The 21,963-nt window shown below is 65.0% G+C and carries 17 protein-coding genes and 1 pseudogene; 9 read left to right on the forward strand and 9 right to left on the reverse strand.

All coding sequences use genetic code 11. The features are described 5' to 3' along the window. Positions 1 to 20: 20 nt before the first annotated feature. The 5 genes from ACIPZG_RS22540 to ACIPZG_RS22560 are packed head-to-tail and all read right to left on the reverse strand — an operon-like array spanning position 21 to position 4,162. Entirely contained in the window at positions 21 to 293 is a 273-nt protein-coding gene (locus tag ACIPZG_RS22540; RefSeq protein ID WP_008089450.1) for a DUF2160 domain-containing protein, read from the reverse strand. 13 nt (positions 294 to 306) lie between these two features. Next, a complete protein-coding gene (locus ACIPZG_RS22545) occupies positions 307 to 1,107 on the reverse strand; it encodes a carbohydrate ABC transporter permease (RefSeq protein WP_400717021.1) in 801 nt (266 codons plus the stop codon). 3 nt (positions 1,108 to 1,110) lie between these two features. After that, positions 1,111 to 1,974: a carbohydrate ABC transporter permease gene (locus tag ACIPZG_RS22550; protein WP_400717022.1), complete on the reverse strand. Its 864-nt coding sequence runs from the start codon at positions 1,972 to 1,974 to the stop codon at positions 1,111 to 1,113. Beyond that, positions 1,971 to 3,068, reverse strand: a complete 1,098-nt coding sequence (locus tag ACIPZG_RS22555) for an ABC transporter ATP-binding protein (protein ID WP_400717025.1) — start codon at positions 3,066 to 3,068, stop codon at positions 1,971 to 1,973. The genes ACIPZG_RS22550 and ACIPZG_RS22555 overlap by 4 nt, the downstream gene beginning before the upstream one ends. After that, entirely contained in the window at positions 3,068 to 4,162 is a 1,095-nt protein-coding gene (locus ACIPZG_RS22560) for an ABC transporter ATP-binding protein (RefSeq protein ID WP_400717028.1), read from the reverse strand. Before ACIPZG_RS22560 ends, ACIPZG_RS22555 begins: the two co-directional genes overlap by 1 nt. A 224-nt stretch (positions 4,163 to 4,386) precedes the next feature. On the opposite strand from ACIPZG_RS22560, the gene ACIPZG_RS22565 reads away from it, so the two are divergent. The 4 genes from ACIPZG_RS22565 (at position 4,387) to ACIPZG_RS22580 (ending at position 12,820) form a co-directional block, all read left to right on the forward strand. Next, positions 4,387 to 6,141 (forward strand): sigma-54-dependent Fis family transcriptional regulator, encoded by a 1,755-nt coding sequence (locus ACIPZG_RS22565; protein WP_400717029.1) that lies wholly within the window; start codon positions 4,387 to 4,389, stop codon positions 6,139 to 6,141. Positions 6,142 to 6,293: 152 nt separating this feature from the next. Then, entirely contained in the window at positions 6,294 to 7,358 is a 1,065-nt protein-coding gene (locus ACIPZG_RS22570; protein ID WP_400717031.1) for an ornithine cyclodeaminase, read from the forward strand. A gap of 80 nt (positions 7,359 to 7,438) precedes the next feature. Beyond that, a complete protein-coding gene (locus tag ACIPZG_RS22575; protein WP_400717033.1) occupies positions 7,439 to 7,930 on the forward strand; it encodes an Lrp/AsnC family transcriptional regulator in 492 nt (163 codons plus the stop codon). Positions 7,931 to 7,999: 69 nt separating this feature from the next. Next, positions 8,000 to 12,820 (forward strand): dermonecrotic toxin domain-containing protein, encoded by a 4,821-nt coding sequence (locus ACIPZG_RS22580; protein ID WP_400717034.1) that lies wholly within the window; start codon positions 8,000 to 8,002, stop codon positions 12,818 to 12,820. A gap of 51 nt (positions 12,821 to 12,871) precedes the next feature. On the opposite strand, the gene ACIPZG_RS22585 is transcribed toward ACIPZG_RS22580, so the two are convergent. The 3 genes and pseudogenes from ACIPZG_RS22585 to ACIPZG_RS22595 form a co-directional block, all read right to left on the reverse strand. Beyond that, positions 12,872 to 14,560 carry a putative bifunctional diguanylate cyclase/phosphodiesterase gene (locus tag ACIPZG_RS22585; RefSeq protein ID WP_400717036.1) on the reverse strand — a complete coding sequence of 563 codons (1,689 nt, stop codon included), beginning with the start codon at positions 14,558 to 14,560 and terminating at the stop codon, positions 12,872 to 12,874. A 12-nt stretch (positions 14,561 to 14,572) separates the two neighbouring features. After that, on the reverse strand, positions 14,573 to 15,649 hold the full coding sequence (locus tag ACIPZG_RS22590; protein WP_400717204.1) for a methyl-accepting chemotaxis protein: 1,077 nt from the start codon (positions 15,647 to 15,649) through the stop codon (positions 14,573 to 14,575). A 207-nt stretch (positions 15,650 to 15,856) separates the two neighbouring features. Continuing rightward, positions 15,857 to 16,222: pseudogene (locus ACIPZG_RS22595) on the reverse strand (PAS domain-containing protein); the annotation flags it as partial. A gap of 346 nt (positions 16,223 to 16,568) precedes the next feature. Between ACIPZG_RS22595 and ACIPZG_RS22600 the strand changes: the two are divergent. The 4 genes from ACIPZG_RS22600 to ACIPZG_RS22615 all read left to right on the forward strand — a co-directional run bounded on the left by ACIPZG_RS22600 (position 16,569) and on the right by ACIPZG_RS22615 (position 20,476). Beyond that, positions 16,569 to 17,879, forward strand: coding sequence for a C4-dicarboxylate transporter DctA (locus ACIPZG_RS22600; RefSeq protein WP_400717039.1), 1,311 nt, complete (start codon positions 16,569 to 16,571; stop codon positions 17,877 to 17,879). Positions 17,880 to 17,923: 44 nt separating this feature from the next. Further along, entirely contained in the window at positions 17,924 to 18,625 is a 702-nt protein-coding gene (locus tag ACIPZG_RS22605; protein WP_400717042.1) for a FadR/GntR family transcriptional regulator, read from the forward strand. Positions 18,626 to 18,642: 17 nt separating this feature from the next. Next, on the forward strand, positions 18,643 to 19,323 hold the full coding sequence (locus ACIPZG_RS22610) for a GntR family transcriptional regulator (RefSeq protein ID WP_400717044.1): 681 nt from the start codon (positions 18,643 to 18,645) through the stop codon (positions 19,321 to 19,323). Positions 19,324 to 19,414: 91 nt separating this feature from the next. Then, a complete protein-coding gene (locus ACIPZG_RS22615; protein WP_400717047.1) occupies positions 19,415 to 20,476 on the forward strand; it encodes a hypothetical protein in 1,062 nt (353 codons plus the stop codon). A 40-nt stretch (positions 20,477 to 20,516) separates the two neighbouring features. On the opposite strand, the gene ACIPZG_RS22620 is transcribed toward ACIPZG_RS22615, so the two are convergent. Beyond that, complete coding sequence (locus ACIPZG_RS22620) at positions 20,517 to 20,945, reverse strand: PACE efflux transporter (protein ID WP_008099818.1); 429 nt, start codon at positions 20,943 to 20,945, stop codon at positions 20,517 to 20,519. Between the two features lie 102 nt (positions 20,946 to 21,047). Between ACIPZG_RS22620 and ACIPZG_RS22625 the strand changes: the two genes are divergently transcribed. After that, a complete protein-coding gene (locus ACIPZG_RS22625; RefSeq protein ID WP_400717050.1) occupies positions 21,048 to 21,926 on the forward strand; it encodes a LysR family transcriptional regulator in 879 nt (292 codons plus the stop codon). The last annotated feature ends 37 nt before the right edge of the window (positions 21,927 to 21,963 follow it).

Consider the following 21,963-nt stretch of genomic DNA (forward strand, 5'->3'; position numbering starts at 1 on the left):
TTATTCCCCGGAGCCGTCGCTCAGCCCCAGCGCATCACCACCACCAGCCAGCCCAGCGACAGCAGCGAGGCCACCCACAACGGCCAATCGCTGAGCCCGACCACCAGCAGGTGCAGATAGGCGCTGGCCAGCAGGCCGATGAACAACCGGTCGCCACGGCTGGTGACGATCGGCAAGAAGCCGCGCCGCTCGACACAGGGGCGGCGCAGCTCGAACAAGGTCATGCACAGCAACAGCACGCCGACGGCCGCGAAGAACAGCGCCGTGGGCAGGGTCCAGGCCATCCACTCCATGCGTGCTACCTCCCTATACCCGGCCCAGGGCGAAGCCCTTGGCCACGTGGTTGCGGACGAACCAGATCACCAGCATGCCCGGCAGGATGGTCAGCACGCCGGCCGCGGCCAGCACCCCCCAGTCGATCCCTGAGGCGGACACGGTGCGGGTCATCACCGCTGCGATCGGCTTGGCATTGACCGACGTCAGGGTGCGCGCCAGCAGCAGCTCGACCCACGAGAACATGAAGCAGAAAAACGCCGTCACGCCGATGCCGGAACCGATCAGCGGAATGAAGATCTTCACGAAGAAGCGCGGGAAGCTGTAGCCATCGATGTAGGCGGTTTCGTCGATTTCCTTGGGCACGCCGGACATGAAGCCTTCCAGGATCCACACCGCCAGCGGCACGTTGAACAGGCAATGGGCCAAGGCCACGGCAATGTGTGTGTCGAACAGGCCGATCGACGAATACAGCTGGAAGAACGGCAGCAGAAACACCGCCGGCGGCGCCATACGGTTGGTCAGCAACCAGAAGAACAGGTGGCGGTCGCCGAGAAAGCGGTAGCGTGAAAAGGCATAGGCCGCCGGCAGCGCCACCAGCAGCGAAATGACCGTGTTCAGGCACACGTAGTACAGCGAGTTGAGGTAGCCGCTGTACCAGCTGGCATCGGTGAAGATCACCCGGTAGTTGTCGAGGGTGAAGGCCTGCGGCCACAGGGTCAGGCCACCAAGGATCTCGGTGTTGCTCTTGAACGACATGTTCAGCAACCAGTAGATCGGCACCAGCAGGAAGAAGAAATACAGCAGCAAGACCAGGGTCTTTCTCGTGCACATGGCCTAGTCCTTGTCGGCGTGGGTCATGGCCGTATAGAACAGCCACGAGACCAGCAGGATGATCAGGAAGTACACCAGCGAAAACGCCGCCGCCGGGCCCAGGTCGAATTGCCCCACGGCCATACGCGTAAGGGTCTGGCTGAGGAAGGTGGTGGCGTTGCCCGGCCCCCCGCCGGTCAGCACGAACGGCTCGGTGTAGATCATGAAGCTGTCCATGAAGCGCAGCATCACCGCGATCAGCAATACGTTCTTCAGCTTGGGTAACTGGATGTGCCGGAACACCGCCCAGTTCGAGGCACGGTCGATGCGCGCCGCCTGGTAGTACACGTCCGGGATCGCACGCAGGCCCGAATAGCACAGCAGCGCCACCAGCGAGGTCCAGTGCCACACGTCCATCACCAGCACGGTCAGCCAGGCGTCGAAGGTGTTGCTGGCGTAGTTGTAGTTCACCCCCAGCTTGGCCAGCGTCGCGCCGAGCAGGCCGATGTCGGCGCGGCCGAAGATCTGCCAGATGGTGCCGACCACGTTCCACGGAATCAGCAACGGAATGGCCATGACGATCAGGCACAGCGAGGCCCGGCGCCCCTGGGTCGGCATGGTCAGGGCGATGGCGATGCCCAGCGGGATCTCGATCGCCAGCACACAGGCCGAGTAGATGAACTGGCGCAGCAAGGCATCGTGCAAGGCCGGGTCGCGCAGTACCTGGCGGTACCAGTCGGCCCCCACGAAGTAGCGGTTGGACTGGTCGAAGATGTCCTGCAGCGAATAGTTGACCACGGTCATCATCGGCACCACGGCGCTGAAGGCCACCAGCAGGAACACCGGCAGCACCAGCCACCAGGCCTTGTTGTTGGGCACCTTGTTCATGGCCCGGCCTCCAGCAGCACATCGTCGACATACAGCATCAGCCACTGCGCCGGCAGGCTCACCCAGGCCTGCGCCGCCGGCAATGGACGGTCCTCCGCCAGGCGCGCCTTGAGCGCCACCCCACCCAACGCCAGGGTGACGATGCGGTAGGTGCCCAGGTCCTCGACGTCGAGCACCTGCGCCGGGTAGGCCTGATCGAACGGGCTGTCCCACAGCTGCACGAATTCCGGCCGAATCCCCACCTGCAGGCGCCCGCCGCCCGTCGCCGCCAGGCGCTCGCGCAGGCCCTCGGGCAGGGGCAGGTGGATATCACCGAACGCCACGCCATCGGCCTCGGCCTGCACATCGATCAGGTTCATGCCCGGGCTGCCGATGAAGTAGCCGACGAAGGTATGCCGGGGTCGCTCGAACAGCTCGCGCGGGGTGCCGAACTGGACGATGCGCCCGCCGTGCATCACCGCGATCTTGTCGGCGAAGGTCGAGGCCTCCAGCTGATCGTGGGTGACGTAGATCATGGTGATGTTGAACTGCTCATGGATCTGCTTGAGCTTGCGCCGCAGCTTCCATTTCAGGTGCGGGTCGATCACCGTCAGCGGCTCATCGAAGAGAATCGCCGAGACGTCGTCGCGCACCAGCCCGCGGCCCATGGACACCTTCTGTTTTTCGTCGGCGCTGAGGTTGCGCGCCTTTTTCTGCAGTACCGCCGACAGGTCGAGCACCTCGGCGATTTCCTCGACCCGGCTGCGCACCCGTCCCTCATCCAGGCCCTGATTGCGCAAGGGAAAGGCCAAGTTGTCGAACACCGTCATGGTGTCGTACACCACCGGGAACTGGAACACCTGGGCGATGTTGCGCTGTTGCGGCAGCAAGTCGTTGACCGGCTTGCCGTCGAACAGCACCTCGCCATGGGACGGCGTGAGCAGGCCCGAGATGATGTTGAGCAGGGTCGACTTGCCGCACCCCGAAGGCCCCAGCAAGGCATAGGCACCGCCCTGCTCCCACACATGGTCCAGCGCATGCAGGGCATAGTCCGCCTCGCTGGCAGGCTGGCGGCTGTAACTGTGGGCCAAGTGGCGCAGGCGAATCTCGGCCATCAGGCACTCCTCGCCTGGCGCAAGCCAGGTGCCTGCACCAGTGCACCTGCGCTGTCGAAGACGAACAGCTTGTGGGTGGGGATGAACACGCGAATCGGCGCATCCACCTGGTATTCGTGTACGCCGGGCAGGTGCAGGACCATCCGCCAGTGCTCGTTACGCACGTGCAGGAAGGTTTCCGAACCACTGATCTCGGCCAGCTCCACCCGCACGGCCAGCTCCAGATCATCGTCGTGGGACGGCACCAGGGTGATGTGGCTGGGGCGCACGCCGAAGCGATAATCCCCATCTCCCAGGCGCTGCAAGTCGGCGTTACGGGCGAAGTGCACGGTCTGGGCCAGGCTCACTTCGTTGCCGCTGATGCGCCCCGGAATCAGGTTGATCGGGGGTTCGGAAAACAGCTCGGCGGCCAGCACGCTGCAGGGACGCTGATAGACCTCGGCAGTGGCCCCGCTCTGCACGATACGGCCCTCGTGCAACACGGTCGTGGTGCCGCCCAGCGCCAGCGCTTCGTTGGGCTCGGTGGTGGCATACACGGCAATACAGTGGCGCGCAGCGAAGAGCTCGCGCAGTTCCTGGCGCAGGCCCTCACGCAACTTGTAGTCGAGATTGACCAGCGGCTCGTCGAACAGGATCAGCGAGGCATCCTTGACCAGCGCCCGGGCCATGGCCGTGCGCTGCTGCTGGCCGCCGGACAGCTCCAGCGGCAAGCGTTTCAGGTAGGCCTCGATGCGCAGCATCTCGGCGGTTTCCTGCACGCGCCGGCGGATGTCCGCCTCGGCCAGGCCCGCCTGGCGCAGAGGCGAGGCAATGTTCTCGAAGACACTCAGGGTCGGGTAGTTGATGAACTGCTGATACACCATCGACACGTTGCGGTGGCGCACCGCAATGCCGGTCACATCCTTGCCATCCATCAGCACGCGCCCCCGATCCGGGCGGTCGAGGCCGGCCATCAGGCGCATCAGACTGGTCTTGCCGGCCAGGGTGCGGCCCAGCAGCACGTTGAACGACCCTGGCTCGAAACGCAGGGAGGCATCGATGATCCAGGCATGGCCATCGATACTGCGACTGACCTGCTCCAGCACCAGGGACATGGTGTGCGGCCCTTTTTGATTGTTGTCCGCCAAACAGAGCCAGTTCCATGCCAGTTTCGCCCCCTCGCTCTGGCACGCACCTTTGCCAACGCTGACCGGCCACCCGTGGTTCACAACTGAACAGTTTCGCTGAACACCTGAACACGTGCGGGTTTGACATTGAACAGCCGTGAACGACACTGAACGGCGGTCGGCCGATAACAACAATCACACAGGACAGGCCCATGGCCACATCCGCTTCGACCCACGCCCAACTGATCCAGGCCTCCTGGGCCCGCTGTCGCGAGCATGGCCTGCAGCCGCAAAGCGCGCCGGACTTCGACTGCCTCACCCGCGCCGAACTGAACGCCCTGCTGGAGCGTCGCCAGTCGCTGCTGCGCCTGACCCGCGACGAAGTGCTGCCGCAGTACGCGCACTTGCTGGGCAATGCCAGTTACCTGGTGATGCTGGCCGACGCCAGCGGTTGCCTGCTCGACACCTGGGGCTCGCGGCGTTTCGTCGAGCCGCGCCAGCAGCACGGCTTCAGTGCTGGCGCCCATTGGCACGAACGGGGTGTAGGCACCAATGCGCTTGGCACCGCCCTGGTCTGCGCCGAGCCGATCCATGTCGGCCAGGATGAACACTACCTGCGCCAGAACCACTACCTGGCCAGCGCCGCGGCGCCGCTGTTCGATGCCGAGCGGCAGCTGGTCGGGGTGCTCGATGTGGCCAGCGACGGCTACCTGCCGGCCACCCAGACCCTGGGCCTTGTGCGCATGATGGGCCAGAGCCTGGAGAACCGCCTGATTCTGGCGCAGCACGCCGACCGCCACGCGCAGCTGCTGTTCAACAGTGGCTCCGACAACCTGGACAGCCCCTGGGCCGGTTTACTGGTATTCGATGAGCGCGGCCAGGTGCTGGCGGCCAATCATCGGGCCGACAGCCTGCTGGGGGGCGACCCGCGGCGACAGAACCTCGAACAGCTGTTCCAGATCCCCTTGCGCCAGTTGCTCGCTCACCCCCAACGGCAAGCCTTCGCCCTGCAGGCGGCCGGACGCAACCGCTTCCACTGCCAGTGGCAAGCCCCCCGCCAAAGCCCGCCGCGCACAGCAGCGCCGGGCAGCGACCCACGCCTGGAAAAGGCCCTGGCCCAGGCCAGCCTGTTGCTGGAGAAAGACATTCCCCTGTTGATCCAGGGTGAAACGGGGGTTGGCAAAGAGCTGTTCATCGAAACCCTGCACCGCGCCAGCAGCCGCGCCCGCCAGCCGTTGATCGCGGTCAACTGCGCCGCCATTCCCGCCGAGCTGGTGGAGTCGGAGCTGTTCGGCTACGACAAAGGCGCCTTCACCGGCGCTCACCACAAGGGCAACCCCGGACTGATCCGCAAGGCCGACCAGGGCATCCTGTTCCTCGACGAAATCGGTGACATGCCGCTGCCCACCCAGGCCCGCCTGTTGCGTGTGCTGCAGGCGCGCAGCATCCAGCCGCTGGGCAGTGGTGAACCGGTGGCGGTGGATATCCGAGTAATCTCGGCGAGCAACCGCGACCTGGCCGAAGAGGTGCGTGCCGGGCGCTTTCGTCAGGATCTCTACTACCGCATCGCCGCCATGGCGGTGGTCTTGCCAGCGCTGCGCGAGCGCAGCGACCGGCGGCAACTGATCGAACAGGTGCATGCCCAGCACCGCGACCCGGGGCAGCCGGAGCGGCTGCCCCGGGCCATCCTCGAGCTGCTCGAGCGCCACCCCTGGCCAGGCAATGTGCGCGAGCTGGTCAGCGTGATGCAGGTGGCGCTGGCATTGGCGGGCAACGGGCCGATCACGCTCGAACACCTGCCGTCGAGCTTTCTGGCCGAGGCTTGCGGGCCCGTGGCCGTAAGCACCGTACTGCCCGAAGACGACCTGCAGACCCGGCTGCAAAATGCCAACGGCAATCTCTCGGCCGTCGCGCGCGAGCTCGGCATCAGCCGCACCACCCTGTACAAAAGATTGCGCGAACAGTGATTGCAGACACGTCACAGCCGATTCGGCTGCCACTCGCCTGAAATCAGCCGGTCCCGCTGGGCGCCTGCCCTGCTTCAGCCAGTATGTGCCCTCTGCCCGCGGGACAATGGCTTTGAGCCCACTCTGGAATGCGCTGCCGCAGGGAGACTGCCATGACTCGCTATATCGATGTGCAAGACCTCGCCCGCCTGGTCAACCGCAAGGGCCTGGCCACCTGCCTGGTGGAAATGGCCGAGTACATCCGCCAGGACTACCTGCGCTGGCAGGCTTTCGAGAAGTGCGCCCGGGTGGCCAACCACTCACCTGATGGGGTGATCGAACTGATGCCGGTCGCCGACGCCGGCCTGTACGCCTTCAAGTACGTCAACGGCCACCCGAAGAACACCCGCCTCGGCCTGCCCACCGTCATGGCGTTCGGTGCCTTGAGCGAGGTCAGCTCCGGCGCACCGCTGCTGCTGAGCGAGATGACCCTGACCACGGCGATCCGTACCGCAGCCACCTCGGCCCTGGCCGCCCGCTACCTGGCGCGCGAGGACAGCCGGAGCATGGCGTTGATCGGCAATGGCTCGCAAAGCGAGTTCCAGGCCATCGCCTTCAAGACGCTGCTGGGCATCGATGAAATCCGCCTGTACGACATCGACCCCTGCGCCACGGCAAAACTGGTGGCCAACCTGGCCGGCCGCCCTGGGCTGAAGCTGATCGTCGCCAAGTCCGTCGCCGAAGCGGTGCGCGGCGCCGATATCGTCACCACGGTCACCGCCGACAAAGCCTATGCCACGATCCTGACCCCGGACATGATCGAGCCTGGCATGCACCTGAACGCCGTGGGCGGCGACTGCCCCGGCAAGACCGAGCTGCACCGCGAGATCGTCGAGCGGGCCCGGGTGATCGTCGAGTACGAACCACAAAGCCGGGTCGAAGGCGAGATCCAGCAGATGCCGGCCGACTCGCCGGTGACCGAGTTCTGGCACGTGCTCGCAGGCACCGCCCCAGGCCGCGAGAATGCGACGCAGGTGACCCTGTTCGACTCGGTCGGTTTTGCCCTGGAGGACTATTCGGCGCTGCGCTACGTGCTGGATACCGCGCGGGCCATGAACATCGGTCAGGACATCGCGCTGGTGCCGGCGCTGGAAAACCCGAAAGACCTGTATGCGCTGCTGCAACCACGGGTGGTGGAAATTCGTGCCAAGCCCAGGGCCGGCTCCGCTTGTGCCTGATGGATTGACCAGGGGCTGCTGCACAGCAGCCCCTTACCGCCTATCTTGTCCATGCCCCTTCGACAAAGAAGCACAAGCGCATGGACACCAAGGACGTTCCACCTCCTCCCCTGGACCGCATCGACGAAGCCATCATCAATGTGCTGCGCGTTGACGGCCGTATCACCTTCGAAAAACTTTCGACGCTGGTTCACCTCACCCCGCGCCCGTGCCTTGAGCGCGTGCGCAAGCTGGAGCGACGCGGCGTGATTCGCGGCTACGGCGCAATCATCGACGCGCAGAAAGTCGCCCCCGGCCTTTCCCTGCTGGTGCTGGTGGCCCTGTCCAACCAGAGCGGCCGTGCCGCCCAAAAGGCCTTCGAAGCCACCATGCGCGCCTGCCCGCAGGTTCATGAATGCCAATTGATCAGCGGCCATTTCGACTACAGCCTGCGCCTGCGCTGCCGTGACCTGGAGCACTACCGGGTGCTGAGCGAAAGCTGGATGAACACCGAGGCGCTGCACATCGACAAACTGGTCGCCCACCCGGAACTGGCGGTGGTGAAAAGCAGCGCTGGGCCTGTCGACGGGTAGTGTCTATCTACCCGCGCGCGCGTACAGGCATCGCTAGCCTCCCTGCTCCCTCACCCGCAGGAGCTGTCGATGACCCACGCCCTTCACTCCCATCTCGCTCTGGTCCAACGCCAGATCCCCCAGTGGCTGCACCAGGCCAGCCCGGCACAGCGCGCCGAACTGGCGTTGCTGATCCGTGATAGCCAGCGCCAGACACAGCGCCTGAGGCAGGCCTTCGCGCCATTACAAGCGGTCGATGCCTTCTGCCGCCCGCTGCTGGAACCGGCGCTCGCCCGCTGGTTCCCGGATACACCGGCGGCGTCGCTGCTCCAGGCACGGGTGCTGTTCAACGAAGATCCGCGCTTGAAGCACCTGTCCGTGCTGGAAGCTGCCCTGCAGAATTTCCAGCCCGATGCCCGGATCAAACTGCTCGCCGCGGATTTCAGCCCGCTGGCGCTGGATCCCTCGCCCTTCGTCAAAGGCGTGCGAAACCTTGACCTGGGCCAGCGATACCGCTTTCACCTGGGTGATGTGGTCGACAACGACGCCTTTCGGTCGCTGCTCGAATCACAGGACCGTGCCAGCCTGCGAGCCGAAACGGCCTTGGCGAAATTGCGCGGCCATATCGACAGCCGCGGCGAAGCACTGGCCCGGGCCGTACAGGAAAATCAGGCAACCGTAGCGACGCCCTCCGGCAACCGCACCTGGCAGTGTGCGTACCTGAGCCTGTTCGACACGCCCCTGTACGGCCCGCTGGTCATCCAGTTGGAACAGCCCAGCGCCAGCGAGCCCTGCCTCTTCTATCTGCCGGGCGATCCACAAGGCCCGCTGCGCCAGTACGCCTCCTTGGCGACGCTGAAAACCGCGCTGACACAGCGCTTGGCCGATCACGATTTTCGTGCGTTTTTCTGCCGCCATGTGCCACTGGCCGAACAGGCCGGTTTCAGCAAGCGCCTGCGCGAGTGCCTTTACCCGCTCTACCCTTACGACGAACTGCACGCCACACCGCCGGTGCTGGACAAAGGTGACCGCTTCAGTTGGCTCAAGCGTACCTTCCCCTCGCCCCACGACATTTGGCAGGAAACCCGCGACCTGAACGCCCGCCTGCCGCTCACCCTCACGCCCTGGACGGGCGATTGCTTCAAGGCCCGGGCGCGGACACTGGTGGAACGCAAGTTCGTCGATGCCGCCAGCGTGGCCGTCCCGGTCGGCCAGCTCGACGCGCGGGCGCAATTGGCACGCATCGAAAGCTGGCTGGGCACCGGGCTGACCGTACTGAACATGGCGAGTTTCTTCGTCCCCGGCCTGGCCGAGTTGATGCTGGTGGTGGGCGGCGCACAGATCGTCGACGAATTCCTCGAAGGCGTTCACGCCGCCAACGAACAGGACAGTGACGAAGCCATTGCCCACTTGTTCAGCGTTGTCGAAAGTCTGGCGCAGTTCGCAGCCCTGGGCGCTGCCGCAGGCCTGGTCGCGCCCAGCGGGCCATTGCAGGGCTGGCACATGATCGACAGCGAGGTCGGTACACGGCTTTGGCACGGCGACCTGACACCCTTCCAGGGCGAGGCAGGACAACCGCTGACAGCAGGTGCCGATGGCCTGCATCAAGGGCAAGGGCAACGCTGGCTCAAGATGCAGGGCCAGCGCTATCCACTTGAAAGGACCACAGATGGCAGTCGACGCCTGGCTGCAAGCCATGGGCATCGCATCCAGCCGACCTTGCAGGGCATCGACCCAGGGCCCTGGATCTTCGCTCATGAGCAACCCTTGCATTGGGATCGCACACAGCTCTTGCAGCGGCTGGCCACTACCGCCACCGGCATGGACCAGCCAGCGCTGCAGCGTGCCTTGCAATGCAGCGGGTATGACGAAACGATGCTGCGCCGGGTGATGGTCGACCGCGAATCGGCCCCGGCGTTGTTGCTCGATAGCCTGGAGGCGTTGGGTGGTCAGGTCCCGCCGCCACCGGCAGTCACGTCCAACGGCATTCTGCTGGTGCGAGACTTCCCGTCGCTCAGCGCAAGGGTGCAGGCCGAGATGCTCGCCCAGGCGCGCCCAGCGGAACTTGAGCAGATGCAACGCACCCAACGCGTGCCCCTGCGTCTGGCCGAAACCGCGCGCCTTTACCTGCGCGACGCCCGCCTCAACCGCGCCCTGGCCCGGATGCGTTTGCAAAGCGGCCCGGTGGTTGACCGCGACGCCCTGGTATTCGGCGCCCTTGAGCAACTGCCAGGCTGGACAGCCAGCGTGCGCGTTGAGCTGCGCGAAGGTTCGTCATCCGGTCGCTTGATACATGCCAGCGGTCACGAGCAGTTGCCGACGAAGAAGGTCATCCGCAGCGAAAAAGGCTATGAGCCACGCAATGAACGGGATGAAACCCTGGCCAACCCGGTGGACATCTTCCAGGCGATTCTCAATGCTTTGCCCGACAGCGAACGCCTGTCGCTGGGCCTGCAGATCCACGAACCGGAAGCACTCAACGACGCCCTGTTCGATCTCCTGGCTGGCGACCGGGCCCATGCAGCACGCGCCCTGGGCATGCAACCTGTGCGACCGCTGTACCGCCTGCCACGACGCCTGCCGGGCGGCCAGTTCGGCTATGCGCTCAGCGGGCGCGGCCAGGGCTGGATAACCGAAGACGAGCTGTTCAACCGGCTGTTCCCTGCCACCGAGCCGCAGGCACGGGTGGTCTTGCGCCAACGTCTGCTCCAGGAAGCCGGTGAACAATCTTTCGGCGCACTGCTCGAACGTCTCCGGGTAGAGTACCTGCAGCTTGAAAGTACCCTCCAGCAGTGGATCCACGAGCCCTTCGTGGCAGAAAACGGCGCCTTCATGGTGCAACGCAGCGCCCGCGCCGAAACAGCCAGGCGCTTGCGCATGGCCTGGCGCCGGGAGTCGACCAACCCCGCCAGCAGCATCGAACATGTGATTCTCGAACTGGATGGCCGCAACCTCGGCGCCCTGCCCACCTTGCCAGCGCCCATGCCCCATGTGCGGCAGTTGAGCATTACCTTCTTGTACGAGTCATCACTTGCCAGCCTGGATACGTTTCTCGGCAACTTCCCCAACGTGCAAGCGTTGGATCTGGAATGCAACCTGCTCGAGCACATCCCGTCCTCGATCGAACGGATGGCCGAATTGCAAAACCTTGATCTGTCGAACAACACCCTTGAGCTTGGCGACGGCGCCAGCCTCGATCTGCTGGCAGGGTGCAACAACCTGCTGCGCCTCAACCTCAGCAATACCCTGCAAACGCTGCCAGTCGCCGCGCTGGAGCGGCTGGCCAACCTGCCGAACCTGGCGACCCTGGCGATCGACAGCAATGGCCTGAACCTCACCACCGAGCATTTCCAGGCACTGGAGCGCTGGCCATCACTTATCGACCTGAGCATGTCCGGCAACGACACCACGCTAACCGAGCAAAGCCGCGCCGCCCTCGCCCGCCTGAACCGCCTGCACACCCTGTTCCTCAGTGAGAACCCGCTGGACATGGCGCCCGATGTCAGCGGCTGGCATCAGTTGCAGGCACTGGACCTGCAGCATACCGGCATCGCCGAGTGGCCAAACGGCCTTGCCGAACTGCTGAATCGACGCCCTTTGCAGTTACAGAGCCTGGATCTCAGCGAGAACGAGATCACCGATGCGCCCGCCCTTGAAGGCAGTGCTTTCGCCGAGGCGGTACATTCGGACGAACCGCGAGCCAGTTACGACTTCGACGACAACCCGTTCAGCGAGCAAGCGCAACAGCGCCTGGCCGATGCCGGGCTGCCCGCGATCAGTGTCGGCGAGGCGGAAAACCCTTGGTATATCGACTGGCCAGCCGAACTGCTGGAGCATCAGGCGTTGACCGCCAACGAGCCGACCTGGCAGCCGCTGTACCAGCTGTTCGAACGGTTGACCCGAACAGCGGACTACCTGAACCAACCGACCCGCGTCCGGGCACGCATGCAACATGTCCTGCGCACCCTCAGTGCCAACCCTGGCGAAGCTGACGGCGGTGGATGGGGCCGGGCGCAATTGCACGAACAGATCATCGAGACCATCAACGATGCCACCCAAGGCTGCGTCGACCAGGCCAGCCTGCTGTTCCAGCAGATCGAAACCGACGTGATGCTGTGGGATGCGGTCAATGCCGCCGAGGCTGGCGCAGCGAGCGAGCAGGTAGCGGTGAGCAGCGCCGTCGGGCTGCTGCGCCAACAGCGCCTCGACGAGCGCGTGGGCGAGCTGTACAACGCCCGCGTGGCCAGGCGCCGGGCGTTGGCGGAGGCGACCGACGATGCACAACGCGAAGCCGCGCCGCCGCTGCATGCCGATGATGACATCGACGATACCGCGCTGACCGAGCCCGACTACAACATCGACGAAATCGAAATGGCCTTGCATGCGCGCATGCACCTGCGCGAAACGCTCGGGCTACCGCCGCAACCCCAGCAGATCATGTTCGACTACCTGGCACGCCTGAGCCCCGCGACCGTGAACCGACTGGGCGGCGCCGTGATGTCGGATGTGAGTCGCAGCGTGTTCAGCAAATGGGCCTGCGAACAGCGGTTCTGGCAGACCTGGCTACGCCGCCTGCGGGCAAATGCGTTCGAGGCGCTGGCCAGGGAATGGGAAGCGGCAACCGAGTACCACAGCGAACTGACCGAAGCCACGGATAACCCGGGCGACTATACCGGGCCGCCAGTGCCGGCAGCCTACATCGATGCACTGGAGCAGGCACTGGGCGACATCGACGGCCTGCACTGGCGGCGCGACGGTGTCGTACAGCGGGTCGACCTGGTTTCCGATCGCTATGTCGATGAAAACGACATCTACACCCGCGCGAGCGCGTTGCTGCTCAGTACTCGCACGGCGGCGGAACAGGCACTGCTGCGCAGCCTGACCGAGGTCATCGCCAGCTCGCTGGCCTGAGCCGAGACCTGGAGGGCGCCTTGCCGGATACCTGGCACGGGGCCGTCCAGGTCACTCGTCTTTCCACTCGCTGGGTTGCCGATAGTTCGCCACCCACTGCACCACCTGTGTGGCAGGCATCGGTGGTGCAATGCAGTACCCCTGCGCCAGCTCGCAACCCAGCGCCATCAACACCCGCCCATGCTCGACACTCTCCAGCCCTTCAGCGATCACCTCGCGACCAAAGGCCCGCGCCAGGCCGATCACCGCACCGGTCAGGGCCAGGTCATCCTGGTCGTGAAGGATGTCGCGCACGAACGACTTGTCGATCTTGATGGTCTGGGTGGGCAGGCGCTTGAGGTAACTGAGCGACGAGTACCCGGTGCCGAAATCATCCAGGGAAAACCGCACCCCCAGCGCCTGGCAGGCTTCCAGGCAGCGGCTGACATGCGGCAGGTTGTCGATCGCCACCGACTCGACGATTTCCAGGTCCAGCCGGCTCGGGTCGACGTGCGGATACGCCACCAGCAATTGTTTCAGGCGCTCGACGAAATCGTCACGCTGCAAGTGGCGGGCGGCAATGTTGACGCTCAGCGACCAGGGCCGGCCTTGGCGCTGCCAGGCCTGCAGCCGCTGCAGGGCGTGTTCGATCACCCACTCACCGATCTCGACGATCAAGTCGGTCTGCTCCACGAGCGGCAAGAACTTGCCCGGCAAGACCAGCTCGCCGCCGGGTCGCTGCCAGCGCAGCAGGGCCTCGAAGCCCAGGACCTGGCCGGTACGCAGGTTGACCTTGGGTTGATAATGCAGGCACAGCTCACGGTTGCGCAGGGCCCAGCGCACTCGCGCCACGGTCTGGTGTGTGGCCTGCAGTTCAAGTTCTTGGGAGACGTCGAACACGTGGTAGCGGTTGCGGCCCTGCTGCTTGGCCACGTACATGGCCTGATCAGCGTGGCGCACCAGGGTGTCGGCATCCTCATCGTCCAGGGGGAACAGGGTGACCCCGATACTGGCGCTCAACGACAGCCGTTGCTCGCGTATCGCATAGGGCGCAGCCACCCCCCGTAGCACGCGCTGCAAGGCGACATGCAACTGCTGGGGGGTGTCGACATGGCGCAATATCAGCACGAACTCGTCGCCCGACAGCCGCGCCACCGCATCGCCACTGCGCAAGATGCCCTTGAGCCGCTGCGCCACCTCCACCAGCAGCAGGTCGCCCGTCGCGTGCCCGTAACCATCGTTGACCGCCTTGAAACCATCCAGGTCGAGCATGCACACCGCCAGGGAGATGTCTTCCCGGCGGGAGAAGGCCAGGGCCTGGTTGAGCAAGTCCGACAGGTAGGCACGGTTGGGCAGGCCGGTGAGCACATCGTGCCCCACCCGCCACTGCAGGGTGTGCAGCAACTGACGCTTTTCGGTGACATCGAAGCGGATCGACACGTACTTGCGCACCTGCCCGGTCGACGGGTCGATCAGCGGCACCATGGTGCTATCGACCCAATACAGCGAGCCATCCTTGGCGCGGTTGCAGATCTCGCCCTTCCACACCTTGCCCGCGGCCAAGGCCCGCCACATGCTCAGGAAGAACTCCGGCTCGTGCAGGCCCGAATTGAGAATGCGGTGGTTGGCCCCCAGCAATTCGTCGCGGCTGTAGCCGGAAATACTGCAGAACTGCTGGTTGACGTAGGTGATAGAGCCACGCAGATCGGTTTCGGAAAAGATCGCGGCCGCGTCCACGGCTGCGCGATAGATATCGTCCATAAGCATCCTGGGTCAGCGGTTGAAGCGCTCTACCAGGGCGCGCAATCCAACGCACACCTGCTCAAGCTCCGCACCCCGCGAAGCGGCGGCATTGGCACTGCGGGCGCTCTGCTGAGCGATGCCCGCCACGCCATTGATCTGCCGCGAGACGTCCTCGGCCACCGCCGATTGCTGCTGCGAGGCGGTCGCCATTTGCTGGCTCATGCTGCTGATGCGTTGCACCGCGTCACGGATGTCATGCAGCGTCTGCTGCGCTTGCTGCACCTGCTCCACGCCCTGCTCGGCACCGGCGATACCCTGGCTGGCCATGTCCACGGCCTGCTCGGCACCGCTGCGCAGGGCGTCGATGATGCCTTGGATATGCAGGGTCGATTGACGAGTCTTGTCGGCCAGCGCCCGCACTTCATCGGCCACCACGGCAAAGCCGCGGCCCTGCTCGCCGGCGCGCGCCGCTTCGATGGCCGCATTGAGGGCCAGCAAGTTGGTCTGTTCGGCGATGGCGCGGATCATCCCGGTGGCTTCGCCAATCCCGGCGCACTGTCCGGCCAGGTGCAGTACCGCCTGGTTGATCTGCTCGACCGTGTCGGCCAGCGCTCGGATCGCCGCGCCGCTGGCGTCGGCCACCTGGCTGCCTTGCTCGGCGAGCAGGTGCACGGTATGTGCCTCCCCTGCTGTGAGCTGTACGTGGCTGGCGACTTCGCCGATAGAGGCGGCCATTTCGGTCATCGCGGTGGCGCTCAGGTCCGTCTCCGCACGCTGCTCCAGCAATGCCGTCTCGGTGCCGCGCGACAGGCGCCCTGCATCCTGCGCCGCCACGGCCATTTGCGCGGCCAGGTCGCTCAGGCGAGTGAGCGCGGTCTTGAGACGCGCCTCCTCGCCGATCAGGATCAGCTGCAGCTGCCCAGCCGCCCCCGGCAAGTCGCTGTAGGTCAGCGCGGCCAGCGGGTCGGCGAACGTGCCCTCGGCGCCATCGATCACCTGCCGTAACTGCCGGCCCAGGTCATTGCGTGCCCACAGCCCGTAGGCCGCGAACAACGTCAGGGTCAGCCCTTGGCCGAGCGGCCCCGGCCACAGCTGGTTGGCGCCCACGGCGAGCAGCCCGCCCAGCAGCGGCAAGGCCAGCGTCTGGCCCAGCAGCGCCAGCCGGCGGCCCACCGGTATCGCTGCCTGCCCCTCGCGCAAGCGTGCATACAGGGCCTCGGCCCGGCGTATCTGTTCACGGGTCGGGCAGACCCGCACCGACTCATAGCCGACCACCCGCCCACCTTCGAGGATCGGCGTGACATAGGCATTGACCCAGTAGAAGTCGCCGTTGCGGCAGCGGTTCTTGACGATCCCCATCCAGCTCTTGCCCGCCTTGAGGTAACGCCACATCAACGCGTACACCGCCGGCGGCATGTCCGGATGGCGTACCAGGTTGTGCGGGCTACCGATCAGCTCGGCTTCGCTGTAACCGCTGATGGCGGCGAATTCAGGGTTGCAGTAGGTGATCAGACTGGCGGTGTCGGTGGCCGAAATCAGCCGCTGATCGGGGGGGAAACATTGCTCGACCGGGGTAACCGGCAAGTTGAGGCGCACGTTGAAACTCCATTCACTGACGTACCGACAGCTGTCCAGGCAGCCATCCGGACTTATCCACGCCGTGAATTCTACGAAATTCATTATATGAATGATACAAATGTAACGAAATATGCCTTACCGCCCTAAGATCTTGGCAAGCTGATTGCAGCGATGGACCGGTGCTGGCCAGGCCCTGATCTCGCTCCGCGCATCACCTGCGGCCTGTTGAACCTTTCCAATCAGCGTACGCACCGGACTAGAGCCTGGCAGGCCAGAATGCACCACAACTGGTCAGACCGGTAAGGCCAAAATTCCTTGCAATGGCCGATTTTTCGCGGTTTTATGAGTTCGCGCTGAACAAACCGGTAAGACCACAAAAATAATTAAGTCCTCCGCTCTTTCGCCCCGTGCGGCACCGAAGCAAGGACACCGACCAGAGATCACTCCCATGCTCAAATGGTGCTCGCGTTCGATCTTCCTGCAAGTGGTGCTCGGCCTTGCCCTCGGCATCGCCTGCGGCCTCAGCTTCCCCGACCTTTCCCTGCAACTCAAACCCCTGGGCGATGGCTTCATCAAGCTGATCAAGATGCTCATCGGCCTGATCGTCTTCTGCGTGGTGGTCAGCGGTATTTCCGGTGCCGGCGACCTGAAGAAAGTCGGCCGCATCGGCTTGAAGTCAGTGATCTACTTCGAAGTACTCACCACAATCGCCCTGGTGATCGGGCTGGTGTTCGCCTTCAGCAGCGGCATCGGCAGCGGTGCCAACATCCACCTGGACCAACTGTCCAGCGCCGACGCCAGCAGCCTGGCCGAGCGCGGCCAGCATATCCACGGTGCCACGGCGTTCTTCATGGACCTGATCCCGACGTCGGTGGTGGGTGCCTTCGCCGACAACAACATTCTCCAGGTACTGCTGTTCTCGGTGCTGTTCGGCAGCGCGCTGAACCTGGTGGGCGAATCGGCGGCCGGCATCTCGCGGCTGATCAACGAACTGAGCCATGTGATCTTCCGCATCATGGGCATGATCGTGCGCCTGGCGCCGATCGGCGTCTTCGGCGCCATCGCCTTCACCACCAGCAAGTACGGCCTGGAATCGCTGCAGCACCTGGGCGGCCTGGTGGCCCTGTTCTACCTGACCTGCGCCGGCTTCGTGCTGATCATCCTCGGTACGGTGATGCGTCTGTCGGGCCTCAAGCTGCTGCCGTTCATCAAGTACCTGCGCGAAGAACTGACCATCGTCCTTGGCACCGCTTCGTCCGACGCCGTGCTGCCGCAGATCATGCGCAAGCTCGAGCACCTGGGGATTGGCAGCTCCACCGTGGGCCTGGTGATCCCGACCGGCTACTCGTTCAACCTGGACGGTTTCTCCATCTACCTGACCCTGGCCATCGTGTTCATCGCCAACGCCACCGGTACGCCGCTGGAGATGACCGACCTGTTGACCATCCTGCTGGTCTCGCTGGTGACTTCCAAGGGTGCCCACGGCATCCCAGGCTCGGCGCTGGTGATCCTTGCCGCTACCCTGACCGCCGTGCCGGCCATTCCGGTGGTGGGCCTGGTGCTGGTGCTCGCGGTGGACTGGTTCATGGGCATCGGCCGGGCCTTGACCAACCTGATAGGCAACTGCGTGGCCACGGTGGCCATTGCCCGCTGGGAAAAAGACATCGACCTTGAGCGTGCGCAGAACGTGCTGGCTGGCAAACCCGGCTTCGCCCATGCACCACGCAAGCCAGCCAACGCCCATCAACAGGAATTCTGAGCCCATGTGGCCGGCGCTGACGCCGGCCCTTTCAGGAGCGAAACGTGATCAGCTCATCGACCGTCGTCACCTCAGTGGTGGAAAAACTGCGCCAGGCCCTGGCCCGCGGCCAATGGCGCTCCGGCGACATGCTGCCCGGGCAGCGCGAACTGGCCGAACAGCTGGGCATCAGCCGCCCCAGCCTGCGCGAAGCGGTGACCGTGCTGGAGACCCTGGGCCTGGTGCGCTCGCTGCCGGGCAAGGGCGTGCTGGTGCTGGATGCCGAGGCGGCCGTGCACGAGCCCGGCAGCGATACCGCCGCTGCCAGCCTGGCCGACGTGCTGGAGCTGCGCTACACCCTCGAACCGTTCATCGTCGGCCTGGTGGCGCAGTCGGCCAACAGCCAGGACATCGGCCAGTTACGCCTGACCCTGATGGACATGCGCGAGGCGCTGGAGGCCAATGACAGCGAGACCGGCGCCAAGGCCTACATCGCCTTCCACGAAGCGCTGTTCGCCCTGACCACCAACCCGATCTTCCAGAGCGTGGTGCAGCAGACCGGCAATGCCCTCAAGCAAAGCGCCAGCATGCTGCGCAACTCACCCGAACACCTGGCCGCACGGCTCAAGGAAAACGAAGCCGTGGTCCGCGCCATACGCGAACGCAACAGCGCCCAGGCCAGTGCCCAGATGCGCCAGCACATCCTGGCCGAAGGCCTGCGCATGGGCATCGAACTGAACATCCCGGACGACCATCCGCAGCCCTGACCCCAAGGAGAGCGACCATGACCGCCTGCGCCCACGCCGCCCCCCGTCTGCCTGCCCTGCTTGCCGCTGGCGAAACCCGCCTGTCGGCCGATCAGATCTACCCGCGCCTGTTCGACGCCATCCTCGAACAACGCCTGCCACCTGGCAGCCTGCTGCCCGAACAGGCACTGGGCAATGCCTTTGGGGTCAGCCGCACGGTGATCCGCCGAGTGCTCGGACGGCTGTCGGACCAGCAGGTGGTGGTGCAACGCCCCAGCCACACCGCCCACCTGGCCGCGCCCGACCCGCAACAGGCACGTCAGGTGCTCAGCGCCCGGCGCCTGGCCGAAACCACCTTGATCAGCCTGGCTGCCCAGCGCGCGCGGCCTTCACAGGTTCGCCAGTTGCGCCAGCTGGTGGAGCGCGAACGCCAGCATCACGAACGGGGCGAGCGCTGCGCGGCCATCCGTTTGGGCGGCGAGTTTCACCTCAAGCTCGCCCAGGTGGCCGCCAACGCGCCACTGGCCAGGTTTCTCAACGGCCTGGTGCCGATGACCTCGTTGATCATCGCCCGCTATGAATCACCCTGCTGCGACCACTGCGCCTGGCAGGAGCATGCCGCGATCATCGATGCCGTGGAGGCCGGTGACGAGGGGGCGGCGCTGGCGTTGATGCATGAGCATCTCGACCGTTTGGAAGACAAGTTGAACCTGGAATAACAGCGGCCGCTGCGATGGGCTGCAACGCAGCCCCGGGTACACCGCCCTATACTCGAAGAACCACCCAGCCTCTACTCAGGGAGGCAGCCGATTGAGCACGCGCATTCCAATCCTGCTCTGCCTCTTGCTGGCAATCGCCGGCTGCGCAGGCAAACCCCCGGCCCCGCCGCCCCCATTCGCCGTGCTCGACCCGGTCACCTGGCAACGCATCGACCAGGAACTGATCGACGCCTCGGTCGGCGCGGCGGGCTCGGCCAACGACTATGCGCGACGTTCGATGCGGGTATGGAAGGAACAGGTCCAGCAACGCACGGAAAACGACTTCATCCCCTGGTTCACCGGCTACTGGACCCAGCAATGGCTGACCCTCAAGGTCGCCTGGTACAAGCTCGACAGCGGTGAAGGCCGCGAGTCCTCGGAAAAGCGCCTGGCCCTGTACCTGCAGGAGCAGTACCACGAGCGGGTCATCGAACCGGTTGCCGAGCAGATCAACCCCGAAGGCATTCGCGACCGCGCCAGCGAACTCTACCTGCAGTTGTTCGGCCAGCAACTGCCGGCCATCATCCAGCGCTACAACGCCCCGCCCGAGCAGGTCAGCCAACGTCTCAACCACATCCCGGCGATCCACCTGGGCCCTCCGCAAGCACGCAATGCCAGCCTCTATCAACTGTTGCGGGCCAAGCCCCTCGACCAGCAACCGGCCTGGCTGGCCCTGCGTGAACACTTGCATCAGCAAGCCGCCAAAGGGCCAGGCCAGACCGACGCAGGTCTGTCATCGGTGGCCACCCGCGCCAGCGAGAAGCTCGGCGCCACCCTGGCGCCGCGTGGCATCGCCAGTGCCGTGGCCAGTGCGGTAGGCAAGGTGGCCGGGGCGATGATCTCGGTGGCGGCCGCAGGCTACGGGATGATTACCCATGACCGCGAGCATCCGGAGATGGTCGAGCAGTTGCGGGTGATCCTCAACGTGGCGCTCAACCAGGAATGGCGGGAATTGATGGAGAACCGCCAGAGCGGGGCCATGGCGGGGGTTTACTACTTGTCGGGGCAGGTCGAGGACAGTTTGCTGGCCAGTGCGCCGCGCCCGCAGGAGCCTGAGCAGCCGCAGGCGCAGGCGCCGCGGCAGGAGCCCTTGTTGATTCGCATCCCCCCGTAGAGGCTGTTCTTGCCGGCGATAGGGCCAGTACGGCCACCCCTCAAGCAGCCGCGAGCGCCGAATTGGGCAAACCAAAGATCCGGTCAAACGCCCAGTTGTAGGCAAAGGTGTAGCAAGGCACCAGAACAATGAACGCCAGGTCCACCAAAAATGCCTCGACCAGGCTCATGCCCAGCCACCAGGCGATCAGCGGAATCAAGTACACCACCAAGGTCAGCTGGAACCCGATGGCATGCGCCACCCGCCGCGCCACGCTACGCCCGCGCTTGGCCTGGCGGCTTTCCCAGTACTCGAACAGGCTGTTGTAGATCAGGTTCCAGAGCATCGCGATGGTGGTGATCATCACCGCCAGGGGCCCAGTGTGCGAGGCCTGGGTGTCGGACAGGTAAGCCAGCCCCAGGGTCGACATGCACAGGCCGATCAGTTCGTAGAAGGTCACATAGACCAGTTTGCGTTTGACTCCCTGCACCGCGATGACCTCGTGTGGCGATAAGCGAAGGGGCGCAAGGATGCTTCAATCTTCTTGACAGAAAAAGTCAGCAGCTTTCAGATTGACTGACAGGAGGCTGCCATGAACTTTTCCAGCGACAACATCCAGCTGTTTCTCGCCGTGCTCGACCGCGGCTCGTTTTCCGCTGCTGCCCGCGCCTTGCAGCGCGTGCCCTCGGCGGTGAGCATGGCGATCGGCAACCTCGAAGCGGAGCTGGGCTATGCCCTGTTCGAACGTGGCCCACGCGAAGTCCGCGCCACCGCCCAGGCCCTGGCACTGGAGCCCCACGCCAGGCTGATTGCCGAGCAGTTGGGGCTGTTGCAGGTACACGCGCTGGAGCTGTCCCAGGGGCTGGAAAGCCGCCTGACCCTCGCCGTCGTTCCCGACATCGACCACCGCCCCTTGCTGGCCGCCATCGCCACGCTCGGCGAGCGCTTTGCGCTGCTCGACATCGAGCTGCTCAGTGCCCCCCAGGAAGAGGCCCTGCACTTGCTCGACAGCGGCCGCGCCGATCTGTGCCTGGCCTTCGCCGGTCTGCAGGTCGATGCCCGGCGCGGCTTCCAGCACGTCGGCATGGAGTCGCTGGTGGCGACCTTGGCCCCCACCCACCCGGCCTTGCGCGAGGGGCGCATCGAATACCTGGAAGACCTGATCAAGGTGCGTCAGATCCTGGTGCGCAGCCGCGACCTGCCGCTGCTCGATCCGCGTGCGCTGATCGGCGCCACGCACTGGACCACCGACAGTTTCGACCTGGCCCTGCAGATGGTCGAGGCCGGCCTGGGCTGGGGTGACTTGCCCCTGGCCAGGGTCGCGCCGCTGATCGCCAGCGGGCGGCTGGTGCGCCTGGCGTTTCGCAATACCCACAATGAACTGCAGCTGCCGGTGCATGCCTTCTGGCGCAAGCAACAACCGTTACGCCAGGCGGCACGCTTGCTGATCGAGCAACTGGCCGCCCGCTAGATTGCCGTCCGTCGCCTTGCGCCGAAGACAATGCGCA

The organism is Pseudomonas sp. NPDC089395 (assembly GCF_044749525.1).
Lineage (GTDB): Bacteria > Pseudomonadota > Gammaproteobacteria > Pseudomonadales > Pseudomonadaceae > Aquipseudomonas.